Below are 23,414 nucleotides of genomic sequence, written 5' to 3' on the forward strand. Positions count from 1 at the left end.
CATTATTTTGACATTGCATGATTCGTTGTGATCGGGAATGGCTCCGAAGTATCACTAAACACCATCCTTCTCGGGCAGGTCTTCCTACGCCTGATGACCGCGGCGCACCGCCTGAAGGATGCACCACCTGAAAGAGGAACAGATGAAGAGCAGACTTCGTAGAGGCCTGATGGCCGCTGCCGCCGCAGGAACGCTGATGGTGACCTCCTGCGGGTTCGGGGGAGGTGGGACCGCCAACGAAGGTGAGGGCGGAGAGACGACTCTCAACATGCTCGTGCCGAGCTATTCGGACGGCACCAAGGCCCTATGGGAAGGCGTCGTCAAGGAGTTCGAGGCAGCCAACGAGGGTGTCACAGTGAATCTGCAGATCGAATCGTGGGAAAACCTCGAATCGGTGCTGCAAACCAAGATCCAGGCCGGAGAAGCACCGGACATCTACAACGGAGGCGCCTTCTCCGCTTTCGCTTCCGAAGGCCTGCTCTACCAGGCCGAAGAGATCGCCTCACCGGAGGTCATCGGCGACTTCCAGACGTCCTTCGCCGAGAATGAGTCATTCGAAGGCACGCAGTACGGGCTTCCCCTTATCGCTTCGGCTCGTGCCCTCTTCTACAACAAGGACCTGATGGAAGAGGCCGGCGTCGCCGAACCTCCGACAACGTGGGACGAACTCCACGACGCGGCCAAGAAGATCACCGCAACCGGAACCCCCGGGTACGGCATGCCGCTTGGCTCCGAGGAAGCCCAGGGTGAGAGCCTCATCTGGTTCGCCGGCAACGGCGGCGGATTCGGCGATGAATCGAAGATCACAGTGAACACCCCGGAGAACCTCGAAGCGGCCGAGTTCATGAAGAAGATGATCACCGACGGCGTGACGCAGCCCGACCCCGGTGCCACCCAGCGGACGCCGATGCTCAACGTCTTCACCCAGGGCAAGATCGGCATGGTGTACGGGCTGCCGCAGACAGTGGGCCAGATCGAGAAGGAAAACCCCGACCTCAACTACGGCGTTGCCAACGTGCCAACCAAGGACGGCGAGCCGGCCACCCTCGGCGTCGCCGACCGCCTGATGGCCTTCAAGAACGACGACGCCAAGAAGGAGGCAATCACCAAGTTCATGGACTTCTTCTTCCAGGAGGACCAGTACGTGAACTGGGTCGAGACGGAGGGCTTCCTGCCCACCACCAAGAGCGGGGCCGAAGCGATGGCATCGAATGAAACCCTCAAGCCGTTCCTCGAGATGCTTCCCGACGCCAAGTTCTACCCGACGTCCAACCCGGCGTGGAACGCGACCGACGGCGCCTTCAAGTCCCTCATGGGACAGCTTGAAGACAAGGAGCCTGCCACGGTGCTTGAACAAATCCAGGCCAAGGCAGACGCCGCAGCCTAATCCTTAACCGGGGGCCGGCCCTCCAGGCCGGCTCCCTCAGGGTTTCCGAAAGGGACTGGCATTACATGAGCACCTTCCAACCGCCGGCGGCCCGTTTCCGGAAGCCCGGGCCCCAGAGCGGCGACAGCCTGTGGGCAGCGATGCCCTGGATCGGTCCCGTCCTGATCCTGATCTTCGGGGTGGTCCTGTTTCCGGCCGGATACATGATCTACAACTCCACGCGGCGCATCAGCCAGGCCGGCACCGACCTCGAAGGAGTGGGCGGCGCGAACTTCGCCGATGTCTTCGCCGACCCGAACCTCCCCCGGATCCTGCTCAACACCCTTGTCTGGGTGGTCGTCGTTGTGTCGCTGACCGTCCTCATATCGCTCGCGCTGGCGAACTTCCTCAACAAGCCGTTCCCGGGACGCACCCTGGTGCGGATGGCTGTTGTGGTTCCCTGGGCGGCGAGCGTCGTCATGACCACGACCGTTTTCTACTACGGCCTCGACCGCGACTACGGGATCATGAACGCGTTCCTCGTCGACATCGGCGTGCTCGATTCGGCCTACGGGTTCACCAAGAACGTCACCAGCGCCCTCGGTGCGGCGATCGTCGTCGGCGTCTTCGTTTCCATCCCGTTCACCACCTACACCCTGCTGGCCGGCCTGCAGGCCGTCTCGGCCGACACCCTCGAAGCCGCGAAGATGGACGGGGCGGGACCGGTGCGCACCTACTTCGGCGTCGTGCTTCCGCAGCTGCGCAGTGCGCTCGCCGTCGCGGTGCTCATCAACGTGATCAACGTGTTCAACAACCTGCCGATCCTGCGCATCATGACCGGCTCGATCCCGGGCTACAGCGCCGACACCCTCATGACCTACATCTTCAAGGTGCTTCAGTTCGATCGGCGCCTCGACATCGCCAGCGCCCTGAGCGTCGTGAATTTTGCCGTCGTCCTCCTGATCGTTGCGGTGTACGTCAAGGTCGTTCGTCCAATGAAGGAGAACTGAAGTGACAGTCGCCGCCCCGCTGAAGCTCGATGGAACGGCACGGACCGCGGGCCGGACCAGACGGTACGGCTCCGACGGTGTTAGCAGGCGCCGCATGACAATGCGCGTCGCCGCCGGGATCGTGATCGCCGTCGTCTTCCTGACCCCGTACCTGATCATGCTGGTCGGTTCGCTGAAGACCCGGCCGGAAATCCTCGCCGTGCCGCCGGCGTACCTGCCGCAGGAGGGGCTGCAGCTGGGCAACTATGCGTCAATGTGGTCGACGCCCGAGACTCCGCTGCCGTACAACCTCGTCTCCACACTGATCATCGCTGTGTTCGCCACGCTCCTCGTGCTGCTCGTTGCCACCCCGGCCGCCTACTACACGGCGCGCTTCCGGTTCCCCGGCAAGCTCGCTTTCTTGTTCCTGGTGATCGTGACGCAGATGCTCCAGCCGGCCGTCCTCACGGCCGGATTGTTTCGTCAGATGCTGGTGCTTGACATCAACGACACCTGGCTCGCCATGATCCTCATTAACGCCGCCTTCAACCTCTCCTTCGCGCTGTGGATCATGCACAGCTTCTTCGCGGGGATCCCCAGGGAGATCGATGAGGCAGCCCAGCTCGACGGAGCGAGCCGGATCGCCGTGCTTTTCCGTGTCAACCTGCCGCTCGTCTGGCCCGGAATCGTCACAGCGATCATCTTCACCTTCGTTTCGTCGTGGAACGAGTTCGCTGCCTCCCTCGTGATCATGTCCACCGCCGAGAACCAGCCGCTGTCGGTTGCACTGACGAAGTTCATTGGCCAGTACGCTACGAGCTGGCAGTACGTCTTCGGCGTCTCGATCGTCGCGATCATCCCGGTGATCATCCTCTTCGCGCTGATCGAAAAGCGCCTGATCGGTGGACTCACGGCGGGAGCGGTGAAGTAACCGCCTCCCGCCGCCGCAACGGATCGGTTCTTTTCGTTGTGTGAGCCGGGGCGGGGTGTTATGCCTTGGTAGAAGGAATGGACCCTGGATGCGTTTCGGGCCGTTCCGCCGGAGCCAGCCGATGAAGGAGAAGTCATGACACTGCCCGAAGCCGAAGCCCGTGAACTCAGCGACTGGAGCCGGACGCTCACCCAGGCCCTGCAGATCCTTGACCTTGAGGTCGATTCGGAAAAGATCGTTGAAGTCGCATCGAAGTCCTCGGATTCGGTCGCCCCGAACGCCGGTGCAGTGAGCGCCTTCCTGATCGGTTACGCAGCAGGGACCGCCTCAACAAAGGGCCGGCGGGGCGCCGATGAGGCAGTGCAGAAAGCGGCGGACACGGTGTTGCGGGTGCTCGCCGGAGGCGCCGACGACAGCTCCGAGGAAGACGGGTGGACGGGCACGGCCCAGTAGGTTCATCCCCGCCGAATCACAACGGAACATCACTCCGCCAACATCACTCCGCCGCGGTCGTAGCCTCCGCGGACGCGCGGGCGAGCCTGCGGCGAGCGTCCTCAAGGTGCCGCCGCTCGGCTGGATCGGTCGTCAGGGTGAGCGCGTGTGCGTACGCCGCTGCGGCTTCCGTGGTGCGCCCCGAGCGTTCGAGAAGGTGCGCCCGGGTGGCCCAGGCCGGCTGGAACCGGTGGAGGGTGCCGTCCGGATCCCCGAGGACAGCGAGCCCGGCGGCCGGCCCCTCCGCCTCACCGACCGCCGCGGCGAGGGATACCCGTGCACCGAGCGTTGGGAAGAGCTGGACGAGCGCACGGTTGAGTTTCACAAGCGCCTCCCAGTCGGTTCGTCCCGTCCGAGCCCGGGCGCAGTGAACCGACTGCATCGCCGCCTCGAGCTGGAACCGCCCGATCCGCCCCAGGGTGTGGGCCCGGCGGAGGTATCCCTCGCCCCGGGCAATCAGGCGGGCATCCCAGGCGGCGGGATCCTGACGGTCGAGGGGAACGAAAGGACCGTCGGCTCCACCGCGCGCCGGGGCCCGCGCCAGTGACAGGCAGATGAGGGCGGCGAGCCCGTGCACCTCCGGCTCGGCGGGCAGCAGCTCGGCAAGCGTGGCGGCAAGGTAGAGGGCCTCGGCTGCGAGTGAGTCACGATAGGTTGTTCCCGACACGGCCCGCCAGTCGATCGCATGCGCGCCATAGACCGCTTCGAGGACGGCGGGGAGCCTGGCCGGCAGCACCTCGGTGTCGGGCACGCTGAAGGGAATCCGGGCGTCGCGGATGCGGCGCTTCGCCCGCACGAGCCGCTGCGCCATCGCCGGTTCCGGAACGGCAAAGGCCCTGGCTATCCTCCCGGAGTCGATCCCCAGCACCGTCTGCAGCATGAGCGGCGTGCGGATTCCCGGGTGAATTGCGGGGTGGGCGCAGACGAAGAGCAGTGCGAGGCGACGATCCGGGAACGTGCCCTCGGCAGACCCGGCCTCGATGGTTGCGGCATCCGCCAGGGCCGGACCGGGCGCGTTGTCGAGGGGCACCGAGGTGCGCCGGGCTGCCGAACGGTAGCTGTCCTTCTGGCGGTTGCGCGCCACGGTGAGCAGCCACGCCTCCGGGTTGTCGGGGATCCCGCTGCGGGGCCAGAGCGTCAGCGCCTTGAGGAACGCGTCGGCGAGTGCGTCCTCGGCTGCGGCAAGGTCGCCGGTCGGGGCGGCGAGCAGTGCGAGCAGCCGCCCGTAGGAGGCACGCGCCACCGCCTCCACCCGCGCCGGTGCCGCGTCACCTCCAGTGTTTCGCTGGCTCAGTCCGGGCTCCGCCACTGACCGTCCCGGAAGACGATTGCCGACGGCCGGATTTCGATCACTCCGTACTGGGCTCCGGGGCACTTCTCGGCCCACGCCAGAGCGGCGTCGAGGTCGGGAACATCGATGAGGAACGTGCCGGCGAGTTTTTCTTTCGTGTCAGCGAACGGTCCGTCCTGGATCTCAAGGCTTCCGTTGCGGAGGGTCACGGTGGTTGTCGACGCTGCGGGTTGGAGGATGTCCGCCGAGATGAGTACTCCCGCGCCGTCGAGGGATTTCGCGTACGCATCGAAAGCGGCGCGGAAGGGCGCCATCTCCTCTTCGGTGACACCGGCGTCGTCGGCTTCAAGGTTATTCAGGAGCAGTGAGTACCGCATCGTTCTGTCCTTCCTTTGTTCATGTAGTGTCCGTCGGGCCGACGGACACTACATGAACGATCTCGGCGGCTCCCGATCGACAGTCCGGCTACACGAGTTTTCCGGATTCCCCATCAGCCTGGCGCTCCTCAGGCAGGCACCGGCTTCGACGGCGACGGCGACGCCTGCCCCGCCCCGTTTGAGTCGGCGGCAGCGGACCCGGCAGCGACCGCATCGCCGTTGGGGGCCGCTGTTGCCTCAAGCCGGATCAGCACCGACTTCGACGTCGGGGTGTTGCTTCCCTCAGCCACCGCATCGAGGGGTACAAGCACGTTCGCCTCCGGATAGTAGGACGCGGCGCACCCCCGTGCGGTGGGGTAGGAAACCAGGCGGAAGTTCCGCAGCACCCGCTCGGTTCCGTCCTGGTACGCACCATGGACGTCAACGTACTGGCCGTCCTCGAAACCGAGTTCCGCGAGGTCTTCGGGGCTGACGAACACAACGTGCCGGCCCTTCTTGATGCCACGGTAGCGGTCGTTGTGCCCGTAGATCGTCGTGTTCCACTGGTCGTGGGAGCGTATGGTCTGGAGGATCAGCGTCCCTGGTGGGCGTTCGATCGGTTCGAGGTCGTTGACCGTCAGCACCGCCTTTCCCGTGGGGGTGCGGAAGGTCCGCGAATCGCGTGGCCCGTTGGGCAGCACGAAGCCCCCGTCCTGCCGGATCCGCTCGTTGTAGTTGTCGCAGCCCTCGACGACGTGCGAGATGTGCTCGCGGATGAGGTCGTAGTTCTTCTCGAACCCGGCCCAGTCGGCGTTGATCTTGTCACCGAGCACCGCGTGGCCCAGCCGGCTGATGATCGCCGGCTCGGAGAGCAGGTTCGGCGAGACGGGTTCCACCGTCCCCCAGGAGGGGTGGACCGCGCAGACCGTGTCTTCGACGGAGACGAACTGGTGCCCTGTCTCCTGCACGTCGATTTCGGTCCTTCCCATCGTCGGGAGGATCAGCGCCTCCTCACCCGTGATCAGGTGGGAGCGGTTGAGCTTCGTCGAGATCTGCACCGAAAGGTCGAGGTTGCGCATCGCCGCTTCGGCCACGGTGGTGTCGGAAATCGCCGATACCAGGTTTCCGCCGAGGGCAACGAGGACCTTGATCCGGCCGTCGCGCATCTGGCGGATGCTGTCAACGGCATCCACTCCGTGATCACGGGGAGGATCGAATCCGAATTCTTCGCCGAGGGAGTCGAGGAAGGCCGGAGGCATCTGCTCCCAGATACCCATCGTGCGGTCGCCCTGGACATTGCTGTGGCCGCGGATTGGGGAGGCCCCGGCGCCCGGCTTCCCGATGTTGCCCCGCAGCAGGAGCAGGTTGATGATCTCCTTGATGGTGGGCACTGCCTTCTTCTGCTGGGTGATGCCCATGGCCCAGGTGATGATCACCCGCTCCGCCCTCAGGTACCGGGCAGCGAGTTCGTCGATTTCCTCGCTGCGGAGCCCCGTCGCTTCGCGGACCGCATCCTCGTCGAGTTGGGACAGGTGCTCCCTCAGGTCCTCGAGGCCCTCGCAGTGCTTCGCCAGGAACTCATGGTCAAGGACCTTGCCGGGGTTCTTCGCCTCGGCGTCGAGCACCCGCTTCGACACCGCCTGCAGCAGGGCCATGTCTCCGCCCAGCCGGATCTGCAGGAACTGGTCGGCAATCTCGGTTCCCCGGCCGACGATCCCCTTGACCCGTTGCGGGTTCTTGTAGCGGCGCAGCCCCGCCTCGGGCAGCGGGTTGACTGCCACGATCTCCGCCCCGAACTCCTTCGCTTCCTCGAGGGCCGTGAGCATGCGCGGGTGGTTGGTTCCCGGGTTCTGGCCGAGAATGATGATGAGGTCCGAGCGCGCGAAATCGTCGTACGTGATTGTCGCCTTGCCGATCCCGATCGTCTGGCCCATGCCCCAGCCCGAGGACTCGTGGCACATGTTCGAGCAATCGGGAAGGTTGTTCGTGCCGTAGGCGCGGGCGAACAGCTGGTACAGGAAGGCCGCCTCGTTTGAGGTGCGCCCGCTCGTGTAGAACGCCGCCTCGTGGGGCGAGTCCAGGCTCTTCAGCTTGTCGGCCACGATCGAGAAGGCTGCGTCCCAGCTGACGGGCCGGTAATGGTCGTCGCCGGCGGCCTTATAGACCGGCTCGATGAGCCTTCCCTGCATGCCGAGCCAGTACTCAGTCATCCCGAGAAGCTCGCTGACCGAATGCTCTGCCCAGAAATCGGAGGAGATCACGACGGGTGTGGCTTCCCAGGTGACCGCCTTCGCCCCGTTCTCGCAGAACTCGAAGGCCTTGCGGTGGTTCGGGTCGGGCCAGGCGCAGCTCGGGCAGTCGAAGCCGTCCTTCTGGTTCATCGCCAGCAGGGTCTTCCGTGTCCGGTCGACGCCCATGTGTTCGAGGGCGGGCTTCATCGAATAATAAACCCCGGGTATCCCCGCCGCCCAGTCCTTTGGGTGATCCTTGACCTCGACGTTCTTTTCGTCGGGCTCGTTGACCTTGGGGTTGCTGCGGACCATCGTGCACTTCCCTTCTTCCGGCATCTACGCTGCTGCCGGGCTCCCTGCTGCACTGACCTCGTCCTTCAGGACTAGCAGGCGGAAGGGGGCGCCGCAATACTTTCTTTGTTCGGGTTTACACCGCGTGGATCGTCCACCGCGCCGAATGCGAATCCCCGGGCTGAAGCACAATGAGGTCCGTCTCCGAGTTGAACGCATCGGGCGGGCAGGTCATCGGTTCAACGGCCATCCCGAGCCGTGAAATTGCCGGGTCGGGCTGGTCGGCGGTGTGTATCTGGACCCACTGGCAGTCCTCGCCGAAGGTCACTGCGGCACCGCGGCCGTCGGTGCCGGTGACGCTCACCGTGACCCGCCCGTCGTCGTAGGCAAGGCCGGTGAAGGCGTGGTCGATGAACGTCGAACCGACAATGCGTGGGGTCCGGAAGTCGAATTCCGGGTTGACCGGGGTGAGGGTTGTGGGAATGAGGCGGTCTTCGGTGACAGCCAGGAACCGATCGGCCGGAAGGGAGAGCAGCCAGTCGTCAACAACGCCCTCGCCGCCGAGGAGGTATGGGTGCGGTGCTGTCCCGTACGGAGCGGGGGAGGCCCCGGTGTTGCTGGCGGTCACCGTCGTGTGAAGTCCGGCGTCATCGAGCCAGTAGTCAACGCTGAGTGCGAGGCGGAAGGGGTAGCCGACGCTCGGCGCAAGGTCGGTGCGGAGGCGCACCGCGGACTCGGTCGAGTTCTCCAACGTCCAGTCCTGCCAGGCCACCAGCCCGTGGAGGGCATGGCCGCGTTGTGGCTCGGAGATGCTCAGGGTGTGATCGACGCCGTCGAAGGTGTAAGTGCCGTCCACAACGCGGTTGGGCCACGGGGCCAGGAGCGCGCCGCGGAAGTAGGGCCGGACCTCTTCGGCTGCGAAGGGAAGCACGAGGTCGCGCCCGTCAAAGCGCAGGGTACGCAGCGTGGCACCGGTGCTGGCGATCATTGCCGTATAGCTGCCGTGGCGGAGGGCGTGCTGGCGGCCGGACTGGGGGAGGATATTGAGGTTTTCCATAGGCCTTTTCAGGGTAACCGGCTGCGGGCCGGAAATGGGGACAGCTCCCCTCGACGAACGTGTCGGGGGGAGCTGTCGGGGAGTGCGCTTGGGGCTGCCGGGTGGAACCCGTGGAACGGATTCAGCCCTTTCCATCAGCCCTTTCCGTCAGCCCTTCACACCGGAGCGGGAAACCCCTTCGATGATGAACCGTTGCAGGAACACGAACAGGGCAAGAACCGGGACGCTGGCCATCACTGCCCCGGCCATCAGCAGGTCGTACCGCACGGCGTTGGCGGACTGGAGCGTCGAAAGCCCGGCAGGGAGCGTCTGCACTTCCGGGCTGAAGAGCACATAGACCGGCCAGAGGAAATCGTTCCAGTTGGTGAGGAACGCCAGCAGGGCCAGTGTGGCCATTGCCGGCTTCGCCAGCGGCAGGATGATCTTGGTGAACATCTCGAAGCGGTTGGCGCCGTCGAGGCGCGCGGCCTCTTCGAGGTCCTCGGGGAGCGCCCCGAAGAACTGGCGCATGAAGAACACGCCAAACGCCGAGGCCGCCGTAGGAACGACGATCGAGACCAACGAGTTGAGCCAACCGAGGTCGCTGACGATCAGGTAGTTGGGGATCACGAGGATGACCGGCGGCACGAGCAGGGTTGCGACAATCACGCCGAAAACGATGTTCTTGCCGCGGAAGTTCATCCGCGCGAGGGGGTACGCCGCCAGGGAGGCAGTGACGACGACGAGGACCGAGTGGAGCAGCGCCGCGATCATGCTGTTGACGAACCAGCGCAGCACCGGGGTGCTGCTGCCGGGCGCGAGGATCGCCTCGTACGCCTGGAGGGTGAACGGGCTGGGAATCCAGCTCGGAGGGATGCCGGTTGCATCTTCGCGGGTCTTGAACGACGTCATGATCATGAAGATGAGCGGGCTGATGAACACCAGCGCAACCACGCTGAGGAACACGAGGCGGAGGATTCCCCTGCGGCGGTCAGCGGGGGACTTGGTCCGGACGTTCGGGCGCCGCGCCGGGGTTTCGGTTTCGGTGCCGGTTCCGGGTTCGGTGAGCTGGGTCATTTCGCGTCCTTCTTTTCACGGAAGAGCCAGAAGACGATCAGGCTCAGCAGCATCAGGAACAGCGTGAGCACGTAGCTCATCGCCGCCGCGTTGCCCATCTGGAAGTTGCGCAGGCCGGTTTCGGCGATCTGGTAGATGGCGGTGCGTGTTTCGCGGCCCGGACCGCCGAGGGTGATCAGGTAGGACTGCCCAAACATGTTGACCGACGCGATCAACGTGACGATCGTGATGAAGGACAGCACGGGGCGCAGGCCCGGAAGGGTGACGTTGACGAACTGTCCCCACTTGCTGGCGCCGTCGACCTGTGCGGCTTCGTAAAGTTCGGCAGGAATGTCCTGGAGGGCGGCGAGGTAGATGACGGCGTTGAAGCCGAGGGTCCACCACACCGTGACGCCGACAAGGGCAACCCAGGCCGCCGGGGTCGACGTCGTCCATGCGATGTCGTCGGGCAGGCCGATCACGCCAAGGTAGTAGTTCACGAGGCCGATGTTGTTGTCGAGCAGGTACCGCCACAGGACCGAAATCACCGCGACGCCAAGGACATACGGCGCGAAATACACTGCGCGGAAGAAGTTGCGTCCGGGGAACTTCTTGGCCATCAGCAGGGCGACGGCGAGCGGGATGGTCAGGAGCAGTGGAACGCTGAAGACCGTGAAGATTCCGGTGGCGCGCATCGAGCTCCAGAAGGAGGCGAAGTGGACCGAGTTCGGATCGAAGAGGGCGGCGTAGTTGGCCAGCCCAACGAAAGGCTTGAGCGGGAGGGTGTAATCCCAGGCGTGGAGGCTGATCCACAGACCGAAAACGATCGGCAGGAGCACGAACCCGATGAAGAGCAGGAGATAGGGGGCAAGGAACAGCCATGGGGTGGCTGGAGCCTGCTTCGCGACGGGTTTGTTGGGGCTTGTCTCGATGGTGGCCGGCCGGCCACCGGGCGCCCTCTTCGGTGAGAGGGCGCCCAGCTGCGGTTTAGGTGTCATTGTCGATCATTTTCCAAACGAGGCTTGGTTTTCCTTCATCAAAGCTGATGCTTTCTTCGCAGCCTCGGTCAGCGCTTCCTTGGGCTTCTGCTCGCCCAGGACGGCGTTGTTCACTGCAACTTCGAGGGTTTCGGCCTGTACCGTTCCCAGGCCGGGAGCGGAGGGGAGGAACCTCATCGAGTCGACCTTCTCGGCGATTGCCTCCTGCGGCATTCCGTCGAGGACGCCGCTGGCACGCACCGACTCACGAGCGGGGATCATTCCCGATCCTGCCCAGGTGTCGGAGTGCTCGCTCATCCAGGCGATGAAGACCTTGGCGGCGTCGGCCTTGTTCTGGTCCGGCTTGGCCTGGCGGGGGAGGAAGAAGTTGTGCGCGCTCGCCCAAACGGCATCGGTCTTGCCGATGGTCGGGATCGGTGCGGCGGCGTAGGGTACGCCGGCCGCTTCGAGGTCGTTGAGCTGCCAGATGCCGTCCCACGTGATCGAGGTCTTGCCGTTCTTGAAGGCAACGTACTGGGAATCGAGGGCGACCTTGGAGGGGCTGTAGCCTTCCTCGATCATCGATGTCTGCCAGCTCAGTGCGTCGACGCCCGCCTGGGAATCGAAGGTGGCCTTCGCGTTTTCGGGATCGTAGGGCTCGCCGCCGTTCTGCCACAGGAGCGAGAGGTTCATCAGGTGGGCCGGCCACCGTGCGGGCATCCAGAACGGGTTGTCGTACCCGGCTGCCTTGAGCTTGTCCAGCGCCGCCTCGAAGGATGCGGCGTCGGTCGGCGCTTCCTTGATTCCGGCTTTTTCGAAATGCTCGGTGTTGTAGTACATGGCGAGCGAGTGGACGTCCAGGGGCACGCCGTAACGGGCTTCCTTGTAGACACCTGCGTTCCAGACCTCTTCGGTGAAGTCGTCACCGGTGAGTTCAAGGCTCTCCACGAGGTCGTCGACGGGAACGATCACGTTGCGTGCGGCGTTCGTTGAAAGCTGCTCGAGGTGCATGACCCCGACGTCGGGGCCTTCGCCCGCTGTGACGGCCGCTGGGAGGCGCTGGTAAAGGTCCTCCCACTTCATTGTGTTCGGTGTGACCTTGATGTTCTCGTGTTCGGCATTGAACTCGTCGACCATCTTTTCCATGAATGCGCCGTCGCCGCCGGTGAAGCCGTTCCAGTAGTCGAGCTCGACCGCGGGGCCGGTGTACTCACCGGTGAAGGCAGCACCCGCTCCCTGCTGGGGGCCCGAGCCGCCGCAGGCACTCAGGGCCAGAACGGCGGTCACGCCGATGGCGGTGACTGCGGAAATGCGGTTGCGAATGAACCGCTTGGGATAGGTCATCATCGTCCTCCTCGGTGAAAAACATCGGTCGGCGCTCGGTGCGCTCCCCAGTAACTCCTTGCGCCGCAACCAACCGCCGCGGCTCCTAGGCGTCCGATCAAGATACAGCGCTGTAAACTGGTCTGTCTACCGAATGGTCGGAAGCGGCGGACGTCTCAACTAGGATTATTGAGTCGGAAGAGGGGAGTCCAATGAAGCGCGTGCGCCTTGCCGATGTGGCCGAATTCGCAAACGTCTCAACCAAAACCGTATCGAATGTGGTCCACGACTATCCCCATGTCGCCCCCGAACTCCGCAGCCGTGTCCAGGCGGCGATCGACGAACTCGGGTACCGCCCCAACCTGACGGCGCGCCGGCTCGTCACCGGAAAGACGGGAATGATCGCCCTGGCCATCCCGGAGATCGATCAACCCTACTTCTCGGAGCTGTCCCGTTCGATCGCCGAGGAAGCCTCACGCCGGGGATACCGCGTGATCATCGAACAAACCCTCGGCAACCTCGATGCCGAGCACGCCGTCCTCGAGGACCGCGAAGCCGGACTGGTTGATGGAATCATCTTCCACCCCGTACGCATGGGGGCATTGGCGATCGCGAAACTTCATCACGACACGCCACTGGTCCTGCTGGGGGAGGCAAACATGCCGGTGACGACGGACCATGTCATGATCGACAACGTCGGCGCCGCTGCAGGCGCTGTGGACCACCTTTACCGCCAGGGACGGCGGAGGATCGCCTTCCTCGGGGTGGTTGCCGGCGACATCACATATTCAACGGATAAGCGGCTGCTCGGGTACCAGCAGGGACTCATCGAGGCGGGAATGGAGCTCGACCCGGATCTGGTGCTGTCGGTTCCCGACTTCTCGCCGGAAGCCAGCAGCGCTGCGCTGCGGGAGGCGCTGGAGCGCGGGATCGCGATCGATGGAGTGGTGTGCCGCGACGACAAGTTCGCAGCAGGGGCCCTCCGTGCCTGTAGTGACGCGGCAGTCGACGTACCGGGCGACATTGCCGTGCTTGGTTGGGACGACACGGCGATCGGCCGCTACACCACGCCAAGCCTCACGTCGGTGGCTCCCGACAAATGCGGACTGGCGGAAACCGCGCTTGAGCTGTTGATCGAGCGGATCGATGGGTTCCGGGGCATCGGCAGGCACCGGATCGTTCCGCACTCACTGACAATCCGCGAGAGCGCGCCCGCCGTAGCCGCCGGGCGCTAGGCGCCCGAAGCCCAGGCGGGCGGGCCTGGCCGGTCCGCGCCCGTCCTGTCCGGCCCCATTCGCGTGTTGGGTAATATTCCCCCCTTGCCGGCCCAGACCGGTCCGCGCGTCGTCCTGCCGGGCCGCTTGGCTTCGAAAGGCCGACCGTCCGCTGCGATCTGATCCTCAACTTTACAGCGTTGAAAATTTGGTAAAAGATTGCGCCATGCCTAACTCGATCCCCTTCAGCGCGAGCACCCAAGACGGCGACTACCCGAGGCCACAGCTGGTCCGCAGTTCCTGGCACGACCTCTCGGGCGAGTGGGGCTTCGAGCACGACGACTCGGATCGGGGCCGGAAGGAAGGCTGGTTCTGCGGTGAAACGGACTTCTCCCGGTCGATCATCGTGCCCTTCCCTCCCGAGGCCTCACGCTCGGGCATCGGAGACACCGGCTACCACCCCGTCGTCTGGTACAAGCGGACCCTGACGGCGGAGGACCTCGCCGCAAGCGGCTGGACAGGGGACGGCGGCCGCGTGCTCGTGCACTTCGGCGCTGTTGATTACCGCGCGTCGGTCTGGCTGGACGGGCAGCTTCTGGGCACCCACGAGGGCGGCCAGACCCCCTTCTCCTTCGACATCACCGCCCACGCGAGGACGGGCAGGGAGCTCGCCCTCGTCGTCCGGGCCGAGGATGACCCCCACGATGTCTCCCAGCCCCGCGGCAAACAGGACTGGCTCGAAGACCCCCACGTCATCTGGTACCACCGGTCGACGGGCATCTGGCAGCGGGTGTGGCTCGAGACCGTCCCGGAAACCTACGTACGCTCCCTGTCCTGGCAGTCGAATGTGCCGGCAGGCTCGGTGCAGCTCGACGTCGAGCTCTCCGAACGCCCCCGCGGGCAGGTCAGCGTCCAGGTCGAGCTCAGCTACCGGGGACGACCGCTCGGTTCCCAGCAGCTTTCAACCGACCAGCCCCGCTTCGCCGTGTCAAGCTTCCTCGCGCACCAGAGCAACGGCCAGGCGTACGAGTCGCTGCTGTGGTCACCCGAACACCCTCGGCTGATCGACGCCCGGGTTGTTCTCAGGGATGAGAACGGTGACCTCCTTGACGAGATCTGGTCCTACCTTGGCCTGCGCAGCGTGGGTGAGGCCGGTGGCCGCTTCCTGCTCAATGACCGGCCCTACTATGTCCGCTCGGTTCTCGAGCAGGGATTCTGGGCCGATTCGCTGTTCACTGCGCCCGATTCGCAGGCCATCCGCGACGAGGTTCAGCTCATCAAGGACCTGGGCTTCAACTCGGCCCGCCTCCACGAAAAGGTCGAGGACCCGCGCTTCCTCTACTGGGCCGATCGGCTCGGCCTGCTGATCTGGGGCGAGATGGGAAGCACCTTCGAGTTCTCAACGACCGCCGTCCAGCGCGTCGCACGCGAATGGATGAGCGTTGTCGAGCGCGACCGCTCCCACCCGAGCATCGTCACCTGGGTTCCGGTCAACGAGAGCTGGGGCGTGCAGCACGTTTCCCACGAACCGGCCCAGCAGCACTTCGTGCAGGCGCTCTACCACCTGACCAAGGCCCTCGACCCCACCCGCACGGTCGTTTCGAACGACGGCTGGGAGCACACGGACTCGGACCTCCTGACGATCCACGACTACACGACCACCCATGACGGTCTCGCGGCGAACTACAAGGACGCCGCCGCAGTCCAGGCACTTCTCGACGGCGTGGGCCCGGCCGGACGGCGCCTGATGGTCCTGCCCACCGGCGGCACGGGCAAACCGGTGATGGTCTCCGAATTCGGTGGAGTCACCTACGCCCCGAACAGCACGATCGAGACCTGGGGCTACTCAACAACTGAGTCACCGGAGATCTTCGCCGAGCGCGTCGGGGGACTGTTTTCCGCACTCCACGCAAGCCCGGTGCTCGCCGGCTTCTGCTACACGCAGCTGACCGACACAATGCAGGAGGCAAACGGGCTCACCGACGAGAACCGGAAGCCCAAGCTGCCGATCGCTGCGATCCGGGAGATGGTGACGGGGCGCCTTGATGAGCCCCGCGATGACGCGATGCCCGAGCCGGAGTGGCTGATCCCGCAGCAGCAGGCCGGTCCCGCTGCCGAAGCACCCCGGTCCTAGGGGCGGGCCTCCGCCGGCATTCGCCGGCGGAGGCCTCCTTGGCACCTGATTGCCAAGCGGTCAGGGGCTGACTTCGAGCAGCTCGCTGAGGATTTCGGAGGCGGTCTCCGAGTTCCCGGCATCGGAATAGTGCTTGGCGGCCTGCAGGAAGTGCTGCCGGGCCTGGGGCAGGTCATCGGTGCTCACATGGTATTTCGCCCAGAGGCGTTCCATCAGCCCGACTGCTTCAAACTCAAGTTCCTCATCCTGTTCCTGGATCTGTTTCAGGAGCGGCAGGACCTTGCTGAAGCTCCCACGGAGGGTGTGGAAGTGGGCCTGGGCCAGCAGGAGTTCGGCCTGTTCCTGCGGGCTGCTCGTGATGCGGAAACCGAGCTCGGCATTCGCGAGGCACTGCTCGACCGCGGCGTCCGCGATCCCTGCGATCAGGCGGGCACTGGCACTTGCCCGGTTGAAGTGGGCCCAGAGGTGGACATCGGTCTGGGGCCAGAGGTGTTTGGCGGCGATCGCGTGCTGGGCGAGACCGGTCTCCACGTCGCCCCGGCGGAACGCGATGTTACCGATGACCCAACCCGCGCGCCCGATCATCGGGGAGGGAACCTCGGGGACGCTGTCCAGGGCGGTGAAGGACGCGGCCTCCTCCCAGGCTTCATCCATGTCTCCCTTGACCGAAAGCGCGGCGATGAGGATGAACCAGCATTTCATCTTGGTCACCGAGTGTTCGGGAAGCGATGCCGATTCATCAACAGCAAGGCGGGCAAGGGCGACCGACTCCTCAAGGTCCCCCGCATTGCGTTTGACCACCGATATCCCGCCAAGCGCCGTGGCTCGCAGTTCAGGCCACTCATTGCTGATCGGCTGGGCAAGGAGGTCCCTGAAGACTGCTTCGGCGTCGTTCATGCGGCGCAGCAGAACATACGCCTCGGCCTGCATGTTGGAAAGTTGCCACCAGGCCGCGGTGTTCTGCTGCTCGCGGGCAAGACTTGCCGCGTACTCGGCTTCGGAGGCTGCGAGCTCGTAGTCCTTGATGTCCCACGCATTGTGAGCGTGCATCATTGCCGCGGCGAGGGCCCCGCTGTCATCGACCGGTTCCGGGCCCATCCAGCCAAGGACTTCGTCGGCGTCGCGCTCAAGTGTGGCTGCGAAATGGAGTGCCATTGCGGACGTGGGACGGCGGTGGCCCCGCTCAAGCAACGAAATATAACTCGGGGAATACCGCGATCCCCCCAAGTCGCTTTGGGTTAATCCCTTTGCAATGCGCGCGCTTTTTAGCTGGTCCCCAAAATTCACTGTTCAACTTCCTGCTGGCAACTTGTCAAGGTTCTTGACCGTGACAGTCTATTGATCCGCAGACTTGCCAAGCATGCGACACGGTTGTACAGGGTTTTTGGAAATGGAACTTTATGGGGTCGCCGGTGGACGGACGGGATGTTTGCTGACCATTGAAACGCGGTTGAAGGCTCCGATTGTTATTGCAATCCAGCTGAGCGCCGAGAATTCTGCGTCGCTCAAATTGCGACGGGCCTCGGCGAATTCCCTGTCGCGTTCGACTGATCCGGGCAGTTCCGTGACAGCCTCGGCAACGGCCAGTGCGGAGCGCTCCCTGGCGGTGAAGAGCTCCGTGTCCCGCCATGCCGAAAGTACGGCCACGCGCTGTCGAGTCGCGCCCGCTTCAAGTGCGGCCTCCGTGTGGCGCTGGAGGCAGTAGGCGCATCCGTTGATTTGGGAAACCCGGATATTCACCAGTTCCGTCAGTTCCCGGCTGATGCCCGCCGCCTCGGCGGATTCCCGGGCCCTTAGCGCAACAGCATTGAGCGCTTTGAATAGCGCGGGATCCTCCTTGTCCAGGAAGACGGAGTGACGCCTGAGGTTCGGTGTTGCGGAATTCACAAGGGATCTGCTCCGGGATGTTTGGGTCAACGGTGTTTCCGTGATGGGTACCAGTATGTCAGCGCCTGACGTACGGATTTTCATCCCGCCGCACGCGAGGGCAGCACCGCAGTACCATCTGAGGGTGAAACCGTTTCTATTGCTGGCCACGCGGGCCGACGACGCCGCTGCCGAAGGTGAGTATGAGGGATTCCTGCGTTTCGGGGGTCTTGAGCGGAGCGAGCTTCATCGGGTTCGGGTCGAGGAAGCGCCGCTTCCGGCTATTGACCTGTCCAGATACTCAGGCATCTTCGTTGGCGGAAGCCCGTTCAATTCCTCAGACCCGGAGGAGCAGAAGTCCGATGTGCAGCGGCGGGTGGAGCGGGAGATCGGCGTCCTGCTCGATGAGGTTGTCGAATCCGACTTCCCGTTCCTCGGGGCTTGCTACGGCGTGGGAACTCTGGGGCGCCATCAGGGGGCGGTGATCGACCGCACCTTCGGAGAGCCGGTTGGCGCAACGACGATCACCGTCAACGAGGCGGGATCCGGGGACCCCCTGCTGGAGGGGATGCCGGAAGAGTTCATGGCCTTTGTCGGCCACAAGGAGGCCTGTGCCACGCTTCCAGACGGCGCAGTGGCGCTGGCTTCGTCGCCGGACTGCCCGGTGCAGATGTTCAGAATTAAGCAGAATCTTTACGCGACGCAGTTCCACCCCGAACTCGACAACGAGGCATTGGTGCAGCGCATCCACATCTACCGCAACGCCGGATATTTCCCGCCCGAAGAGGCCCATGACTACATGGAACGGGCGCGGCAGGCCCGGGTGAACCAGCCGGCGCGCATCCTGCGCAATTTCGTGCGCCGTTACGCGGTGAACTGACCGCGTCCGGCGGCGAGTCAGCGCAGACTGGTGTGGCTGCCCGGCGTACGCTGCCGGGCCCTGTCCGGCTCGTCCTGTGCGGCGGATCCTGACCGGCTGCCCTCGTTGGCTGGTGCGGGATGGACGGACAGGGTCGGCCGCAGAAGTGAATCAGGCAGGCGAGTAGTCGAGCAGGAGCCCGTCCACGGCATCGGGTGCGAAAACCTTGCGCATCACGAGCGTGGTCAGCCCCCGGGTAGCAGCCTCGTCTCCTGAGAATCCGGCGTCGACGGCGAGGCCTTCGCCGATACGTTCGACGACGTCCTCAAGGACCCGGCGGCGCACCGCGTCAACGACGGCGGGAAGGACCCCGATGCTCCCGCCGAGGACGAGGCGATCCGGGTTGATCGTCGCAACAGTTGTCGCGAGGGCGCGGCCCAGCACTTCGGATGCAACCTCGAGTGCCTGCGTTGTCCGGGGATCACCGGCCCGACCGGCGGCGCTCACTTCGTCGAGAGTCGTGAGACCGTGAACCTTCAGCGCAGCGACAAGCGACCGCCCCGAACTGAATGTCGCGAGGCATCCGTGGCGGCCACAGCTGCAGACCGGGCCGTCGGAGGCGACGCGGATGTGGCCGATGTCGCCCGCAGCGCCATGGGCTCCGCGGAGGATTGAACCGTCAACAACGATTCCGCAGCCGATGCCTGTCGCAACCTTCACGTACACAACCGTTTCGGCGTCGGTCCTGCTTTCGCCCAGCGCAGCCGCTCGCGCGTCGTTCTCGACAATGAAGGGTACCGGCCAGGCATCGGAGACGGCCGCTACCACCGCATCCCGCGGCCATCCGGGGATGGTGGTGGGGTGCATGACGTATCCCGTGTCGGCAGCGACAGGGGAGGGCAGGCTCACTCCAACGCCGGTGAGGATTTCCGCTTCACACCGGGAGAGGAGGTCCTTGCCGATCGCGATCAGGGGCGGGAGGACGACGGTTGAGGGGTCGCTGATGCGGTGGCTGACGGTTCGTGTGCACAGTTGGCGTCCCTCGGTGTCGGTCACGCTCACCGTGGCGTGGGTCTGTCCCAGCGCCATCGTGAGGATGGCCCGGCCCCGGTCGTCAAACCGGATCTTCCGTGAGCGGCGGCCACCGGTCGCCCCGAGGGATTCGGCCTCATAGACGAACTTTCGGCGCAGCAGGACGTCGAGGCGCTCGTAAAGGGTGGCGCGGGACATGCCTGTGGCGGCAAGGAGCTGCTGGCGGGAGAGCCCACCGGTCGAGCGGATGAGTTCAAGCAGATGGCCGTGGGAGGTTGCGCCGCCTCGTCCCGCGGGAATTCTCTCCGCTGTCATTCTGTCCTTTCGCCGCGGCCGTTGAGCCTACTGTATTGGGTGCGGCGTCAGTGCGGTTTCGGTGGCGATGCGTTGACCCACCTGTTCCAGGAGCGGGCCGGCTTCATCGATGCAGCGGCGCAGGTCGCTCTCGACGTCGGTGAGCGCATACGTTCGGTGGATCCCGATTGCCTTGAGCGAGTCCTCGTCGAGCAGGTTACGGCCGCAGACGGCCACAACGCCGATACCCCGGCGCGATGCCGCGAGGGCCACCCCGGCAGGCGCCTTCCCGCTGAGGGTCTGGGCGTCAAGGGAGCCCTCACCGGTGATGACGAGGTCATCGACGCTCAGTTCGGCCAGTGCGGCGGTGAACCCGGTGAAGTCCATCACTGCCTCAACTCCCGGGCGGGTCTGGGCCGAGAGGACGGTCAGTGCAGCGAAGCCGAGCCCGCCCGCGGCCCCGGCGCCGGGCAGGTCGTGTGCCGACCGCGTGTTTCCGGTTGCCTGGCGCACCGCTATTGAGAAGCGGGTGAGGCCTGCCTCAAGCCACAGGACGTCTGACGGCGATGCTCCCTTCTGCGGTCCGTAGACGGACGCTGCGCCGCGGGGCCCAAGCAGCGGATTGTCGACGTCGGTGGCGAGCACGAACTCGCAGCCGCCGAGCCGGGCGTCGAGGCCGGTGAGGTCGACGGCGGCGGCATTGTTGAGCACTCCGCCGCCCGGCGCCAGCCTTCGTCCGTCCTCGTCGGTGATCGAGGCTCCGAGGGCGGAAAGGAATCCGGCTCCGCCGTCGGTCGAAGCGCTTCCTCCGACCGCGAGGATGACGCGGCGCGCTCCGCGGTCGAGAACCGATCGGACGAGTTCGCCCGTTCCGTAGGTGGACGACGTCAGCGGCTGAAGGGCGCCGGGAAGGCGTGCAAGTCCTGAGGCCTGTGCCATCTCCACGACCGCGGTCTGCGTCGACGGCTCCCATGCGAAGAACGCCGTGATCCGGTCTCCGGTTGGTCCGCTCGCAGCAACGGGAACCCGGGTATAGCCCGCACTGACGGCGGCCTCGAGCGTGCCTTCCCCGCCATCGGCGATGGGGATCGACTTCACCAGCAGCTGCGGCTGGCAGGCCGTGATTCCACGCTCAAGCGCCGCACCGACCTCCCTGGCGCTGAGGGATCCCTTGAACTTGTCACAGGCAATCAGGACGCGTTCCACCGTCCGGCTCACCGGGATCCGGTCGCGGGGAACTCGACGCCGGCGGCACCGATCCACTCGAGTGCGGCCGCCGCGGTCCAGGCCTGGGCAAAACTGCCAAGGGGTTCGCCGGTGAGCGGATGGTAGTACTCGGCGAACTTCAGGTCCGCCAACTGATCCAACGACGCCGAGCGCAGGCCCTCATAGAGCACGCCCTGGGAGTCCCGGGAACTCGCCCAGCCGAAGAGCAGGTTCAGGAAGGGCCACACCGGGCCGCGCCAGTAGGTCCGGGGGCGGAAGGCGGGGCTTGTGGGAGAGGTTGAGGGAGGCAGCGCGAAGCGCAGGCCCGGGTAGCCCATCCACTCAGGACCGAGGAGGAGTTCCCGCTGCCGGTCCAGCAGGGCAGAGTCGCCACCGGCGATCAGCGGGGAAAAGCCGGAGACTGTGTCGGTGGAGATCCACTGCCCTGCCCGTACGTCGTAATCGCGGGCGAGGCCAGTTGCCGGATCGATTGTCGAGGCCACGCCGTCCCGGAAGCGTTGAGCCAGTTCCCTCAGCTCGCGGGCTTCAACGCTGCGGCCAAGCTCGTCGCCGAGGTCGGCGAGGACGTCACTTGAGGCGGCCATGATCCCGGAGAAGAACACGTCCCGCACCCGGAAGTCGACGATGCCGCGGACGGCGTCGTCGTCGAACTGGACGGAGGCCATCTGCTGAACGAGCCACAGGTACTTCGTGTACTCGGCGTCGTCGGGGCGTTCGCTGACGTCGGAGACGTGGAGGGTGTCCCGGCGGGTAAAGGGTGCAACCGGTCCGGGTTCAACGCGCGAGTAGGGTCCGTCCCAGCGCGGCGAATTGTCGAAACCGGATTCCCAGCCGTGGTGGATTTCTATGAGGCCAACGCTGTCGGGGTCCCGGACTGCGGCAAGCCAACGGTGCCAGGCGAGCCAGCCGTCGAAGGACTCACTCAGAAAGCTTTCTGCTTGGGACTGGTCCGTGCCGCCGTTTTCGCGAGCCCGGTCAAGTATGTGCCGAAGGGCGATCGCGTGAACCGGCGGCTGGCAGATGCCGCTGCTCTTCACCGCTGCGGGCCTTGCCGCGGCACCGGCGGTTCCCCATCGGTCGAAGCCGGGGAAGTAGCCGGTGTCGTTGTCGCTGAAGACGATGTGCGGGATCATCCCGGTTGTCCACTGGGCGTTGATGAGGGTCCGCATCTCGGTGATGGCGCGGGGTACGTCGAACCGGGCAAGGCCGATTGCCACGAAGGCGGCATCCCAGCTCCACTGGTGGGGGTAGAGATTCGGCGCGGCGGTGGTCATCGTGCCGAGGTCGTTCAGCCGGAGTACCTCGATCGCCGTGCTGCGGAGTTGGTCGGTGCTGAGGGTATCGAATGTCATTTTGCCACCAATGCGATTGCGGTTTCACGGTCATAGAAGCGCATGCTGTTCGACGAGAAGGTCAGCCAGATCGTTGCGTCGGGCGACGTGCGGAAGGTGGGCGGGGCCTGGACCTTGATCGTCTGGCCTTCCACTTCAACGGTCAGCAGGATTGAGGACCCCATCGGTTCGACGACCAGCACCCGCCCCGGAAGATCACCGGAGGACCGCTGCGTGTCCACCCCGACGTTCTCTGCGCGGATGCCCAGGACGACGTCGGAGCTTGAGAACGAGCTGAGGAGCGACGGCGCCCGCAGCCGCTGGTCACCGACGATGAGCGCATCGCCGTCCGCGGAGACGGCGGCGTTGATGAAGTTCATGGGTGGGGACCCGATGAAGCCTCCAACGAAGCGGTCGGCGGGAGCGTCGTAAACGTCGAGCGGGTCGCCCAACTGGGCGATGCGTCCCTTGCGCATCACCGCCACCTGGTCGCCGAGGGAGAGTGCCTCGCTCTGGTCATGCGTGACGTAGACGGTCGTCGTCTTCAGGTCCTTGACGATCTTCTTCAGTTCGGAACGGAACGTCAGGCGGAGCAGCGCATCGAGGTTCGAGAGCGGCTCGTCCATGAGCAGGACGTCGGCGTCCATTACGATAGCCCGTGCCACGGCGACGCGCTGGCGTTGGCCGCCGGAGAGCTGGGCAGGAAGGCGGTCAAGGTACGGACCGAGCTGAAGCAGGTCCGCGGCCCACTGGACCTTGCGTTCGATCTCTTCCTTGGGCTTCTTCGTCATCAGCAGCCCGAAACCGATGTTGTAGCGAACCTTGCGGTGGGGGAAGACCGCGTACGACTGGAACACCATCGAGATGTTCCGCTTGTTCGGCGGCAGGTAGGTCACGTCCTTGCCGCCAACGGCAACCGACCCGGAGTCGGGCAGTTCGAGGCCCGCGAGCATGCGCAGGAGGGTCGTCTTGCCGCAGCCCGATGGGCCGAGCAGCACGGTGAAGTCGCCGTCCTTGATGTCGAGCGACACGTCGTCGGTTGCCCGTTCGGTGCCGCCGGGATAGGTCTTGACGAGGTGGGAGATAGTGATGTCCGCCATGATCGGCTCCTTCAATTC

Annotated in this window: 20 protein-coding genes; 7 read left to right on the forward strand and 13 right to left on the reverse strand. The window is 65.1% G+C overall.

The genetic code is table 11. From position 1 onward, the window contains the following. Window positions 1-142 precede the first annotated feature (142 nt). From AC4D14_RS09500 to AC4D14_RS09515, 4 genes are all read left to right on the forward strand, one after another. Entirely contained in the window at window positions 143-1,387 is a 1,245-nt protein-coding gene (locus AC4D14_RS09500) for an extracellular solute-binding protein (protein ID WP_490901766.1), read from the forward strand. Window positions 1,388-1,452: 65 nt separating this feature from the next. After that, entirely contained in the window at window positions 1,453-2,376 is a 924-nt protein-coding gene (locus AC4D14_RS09505; protein ID WP_490901768.1) for a carbohydrate ABC transporter permease, read from the forward strand. A gap of 1 nt (window position 2,377) precedes the next feature. Then, entirely contained in the window at window positions 2,378-3,286 is a 909-nt protein-coding gene (locus AC4D14_RS09510) for a carbohydrate ABC transporter permease (protein WP_490901769.1), read from the forward strand. Window positions 3,287-3,421: 135 nt separating this feature from the next. Further along, complete coding sequence (locus AC4D14_RS09515) at window positions 3,422-3,739, forward strand: DUF6457 domain-containing protein (RefSeq protein WP_490901770.1); 318 nt, start codon at window positions 3,422-3,424, stop codon at window positions 3,737-3,739. A 43-nt stretch (window positions 3,740-3,782) separates the two neighbouring features. On the opposite strand, the gene AC4D14_RS09520 is transcribed toward AC4D14_RS09515, so the two are convergent. The 7 genes from AC4D14_RS09520 to AC4D14_RS09550 all read right to left on the reverse strand — a co-directional run bounded on the left by AC4D14_RS09520 (window position 3,783) and on the right by AC4D14_RS09550 (window position 12,363). Further along, window positions 3,783-5,087, reverse strand: a complete 1,305-nt coding sequence (locus tag AC4D14_RS09520; protein ID WP_490901771.1) for an RNA polymerase sigma factor — start codon at window positions 5,085-5,087, stop codon at window positions 3,783-3,785. Next, the gene (locus AC4D14_RS09525; RefSeq protein ID WP_490901773.1) at window positions 5,069-5,446 is read right to left on the reverse strand and encodes a YciI family protein; all 378 of its coding nucleotides are present in this window, start codon (window positions 5,444-5,446) and stop codon (window positions 5,069-5,071) included. The genes AC4D14_RS09520 and AC4D14_RS09525 overlap by 19 nt, the downstream gene beginning before the upstream one ends. Before the next feature lie 128 nt (window positions 5,447-5,574). After that, a complete protein-coding gene (locus AC4D14_RS09530; protein WP_490901774.1) occupies window positions 5,575-7,968 on the reverse strand; it encodes an FdhF/YdeP family oxidoreductase in 2,394 nt (797 codons plus the stop codon). A gap of 115 nt (window positions 7,969-8,083) precedes the next feature. Continuing rightward, window positions 8,084-9,004 (reverse strand): aldose 1-epimerase family protein, encoded by a 921-nt coding sequence (locus AC4D14_RS09535; RefSeq protein WP_490901776.1) that lies wholly within the window; start codon window positions 9,002-9,004, stop codon window positions 8,084-8,086. 147 nt (window positions 9,005-9,151) lie between these two features. Next, the gene (locus AC4D14_RS09540) at window positions 9,152-10,060 is read right to left on the reverse strand and encodes a carbohydrate ABC transporter permease (protein WP_490901778.1); all 909 of its coding nucleotides are present in this window, start codon (window positions 10,058-10,060) and stop codon (window positions 9,152-9,154) included. Continuing rightward, on the reverse strand, window positions 10,057-11,037 hold the full coding sequence (locus AC4D14_RS09545) for a carbohydrate ABC transporter permease (protein ID WP_490901780.1): 981 nt from the start codon (window positions 11,035-11,037) through the stop codon (window positions 10,057-10,059). Before AC4D14_RS09545 ends, AC4D14_RS09540 begins: the two co-directional genes overlap by 4 nt. A 6-nt stretch (window positions 11,038-11,043) precedes the next feature. Beyond that, the gene (locus AC4D14_RS09550; RefSeq protein ID WP_490901782.1) at window positions 11,044-12,363 is read right to left on the reverse strand and encodes an ABC transporter substrate-binding protein; all 1,320 of its coding nucleotides are present in this window, start codon (window positions 12,361-12,363) and stop codon (window positions 11,044-11,046) included. Between the two features lie 188 nt (window positions 12,364-12,551). On the opposite strand from AC4D14_RS09550, the gene AC4D14_RS09555 reads away from it, so the two are divergent. Further along, the gene (locus AC4D14_RS09555) at window positions 12,552-13,574 is read left to right on the forward strand and encodes a LacI family DNA-binding transcriptional regulator (RefSeq protein WP_490901783.1); all 1,023 of its coding nucleotides are present in this window, start codon (window positions 12,552-12,554) and stop codon (window positions 13,572-13,574) included. A gap of 205 nt (window positions 13,575-13,779) precedes the next feature. Further along, window positions 13,780-15,687, forward strand: coding sequence for a glycoside hydrolase family 2 TIM barrel-domain containing protein (locus tag AC4D14_RS09560; protein WP_490901785.1), 1,908 nt, complete (start codon window positions 13,780-13,782; stop codon window positions 15,685-15,687). A 60-nt stretch (window positions 15,688-15,747) separates the two neighbouring features. Here AC4D14_RS09560 and AC4D14_RS09565 read toward each other — a convergent pair whose 3' ends face one another. Together AC4D14_RS09565 and AC4D14_RS09570 are read right to left on the reverse strand one after the other, a co-directional pair. Beyond that, window positions 15,748-16,974: a helix-turn-helix domain-containing protein gene (locus AC4D14_RS09565; protein ID WP_490901787.1), complete on the reverse strand. Its 1,227-nt coding sequence runs from the start codon at window positions 16,972-16,974 to the stop codon at window positions 15,748-15,750. Window positions 16,975-17,085: 111 nt separating this feature from the next. Then, window positions 17,086-17,574: a carboxymuconolactone decarboxylase family protein gene (locus AC4D14_RS09570; RefSeq protein WP_490901789.1), complete on the reverse strand. Its 489-nt coding sequence runs from the start codon at window positions 17,572-17,574 to the stop codon at window positions 17,086-17,088. Window positions 17,575-17,698: 124 nt separating this feature from the next. Between AC4D14_RS09570 and AC4D14_RS09575 the strand changes: the two genes are divergently transcribed. Next, window positions 17,699-18,433 carry a glutamine amidotransferase gene (locus tag AC4D14_RS09575; RefSeq protein ID WP_490901791.1) on the forward strand — a complete coding sequence of 245 codons (735 nt, stop codon included), beginning with the start codon at window positions 17,699-17,701 and terminating at the stop codon, window positions 18,431-18,433. 150 nt (window positions 18,434-18,583) lie between these two features. Here the strand turns inward: AC4D14_RS09575 and AC4D14_RS09580 are convergent, their stop codons facing one another. The 4 genes from AC4D14_RS09580 to AC4D14_RS09595 are packed head-to-tail and all read right to left on the reverse strand — an operon-like array spanning window position 18,584 to window position 23,396. Continuing rightward, window positions 18,584-19,759: an ROK family protein gene (locus AC4D14_RS09580; RefSeq protein WP_490901793.1), complete on the reverse strand. Its 1,176-nt coding sequence runs from the start codon at window positions 19,757-19,759 to the stop codon at window positions 18,584-18,586. A 27-nt stretch (window positions 19,760-19,786) separates the two neighbouring features. Then, window positions 19,787-20,956 carry a glycerate kinase gene (locus AC4D14_RS09585; RefSeq protein WP_490901795.1) on the reverse strand — a complete coding sequence of 390 codons (1,170 nt, stop codon included), beginning with the start codon at window positions 20,954-20,956 and terminating at the stop codon, window positions 19,787-19,789. Beyond that, complete coding sequence (gene ggh / locus AC4D14_RS09590; protein ID WP_490901796.1) at window positions 20,953-22,317, reverse strand: glucosylglycerate hydrolase; 1,365 nt, start codon at window positions 22,315-22,317, stop codon at window positions 20,953-20,955. Before ggh ends, AC4D14_RS09585 begins: the two co-directional genes overlap by 4 nt. Next, entirely contained in the window at window positions 22,314-23,396 is a 1,083-nt protein-coding gene (locus AC4D14_RS09595) for an ABC transporter ATP-binding protein (RefSeq protein WP_490901798.1), read from the reverse strand. The genes ggh and AC4D14_RS09595 overlap by 4 nt, the downstream gene beginning before the upstream one ends. Window positions 23,397-23,414: the final 18 nt, after the last annotated feature.

This window comes from Arthrobacter sp. TJ-254, from assembly GCF_058269175.1.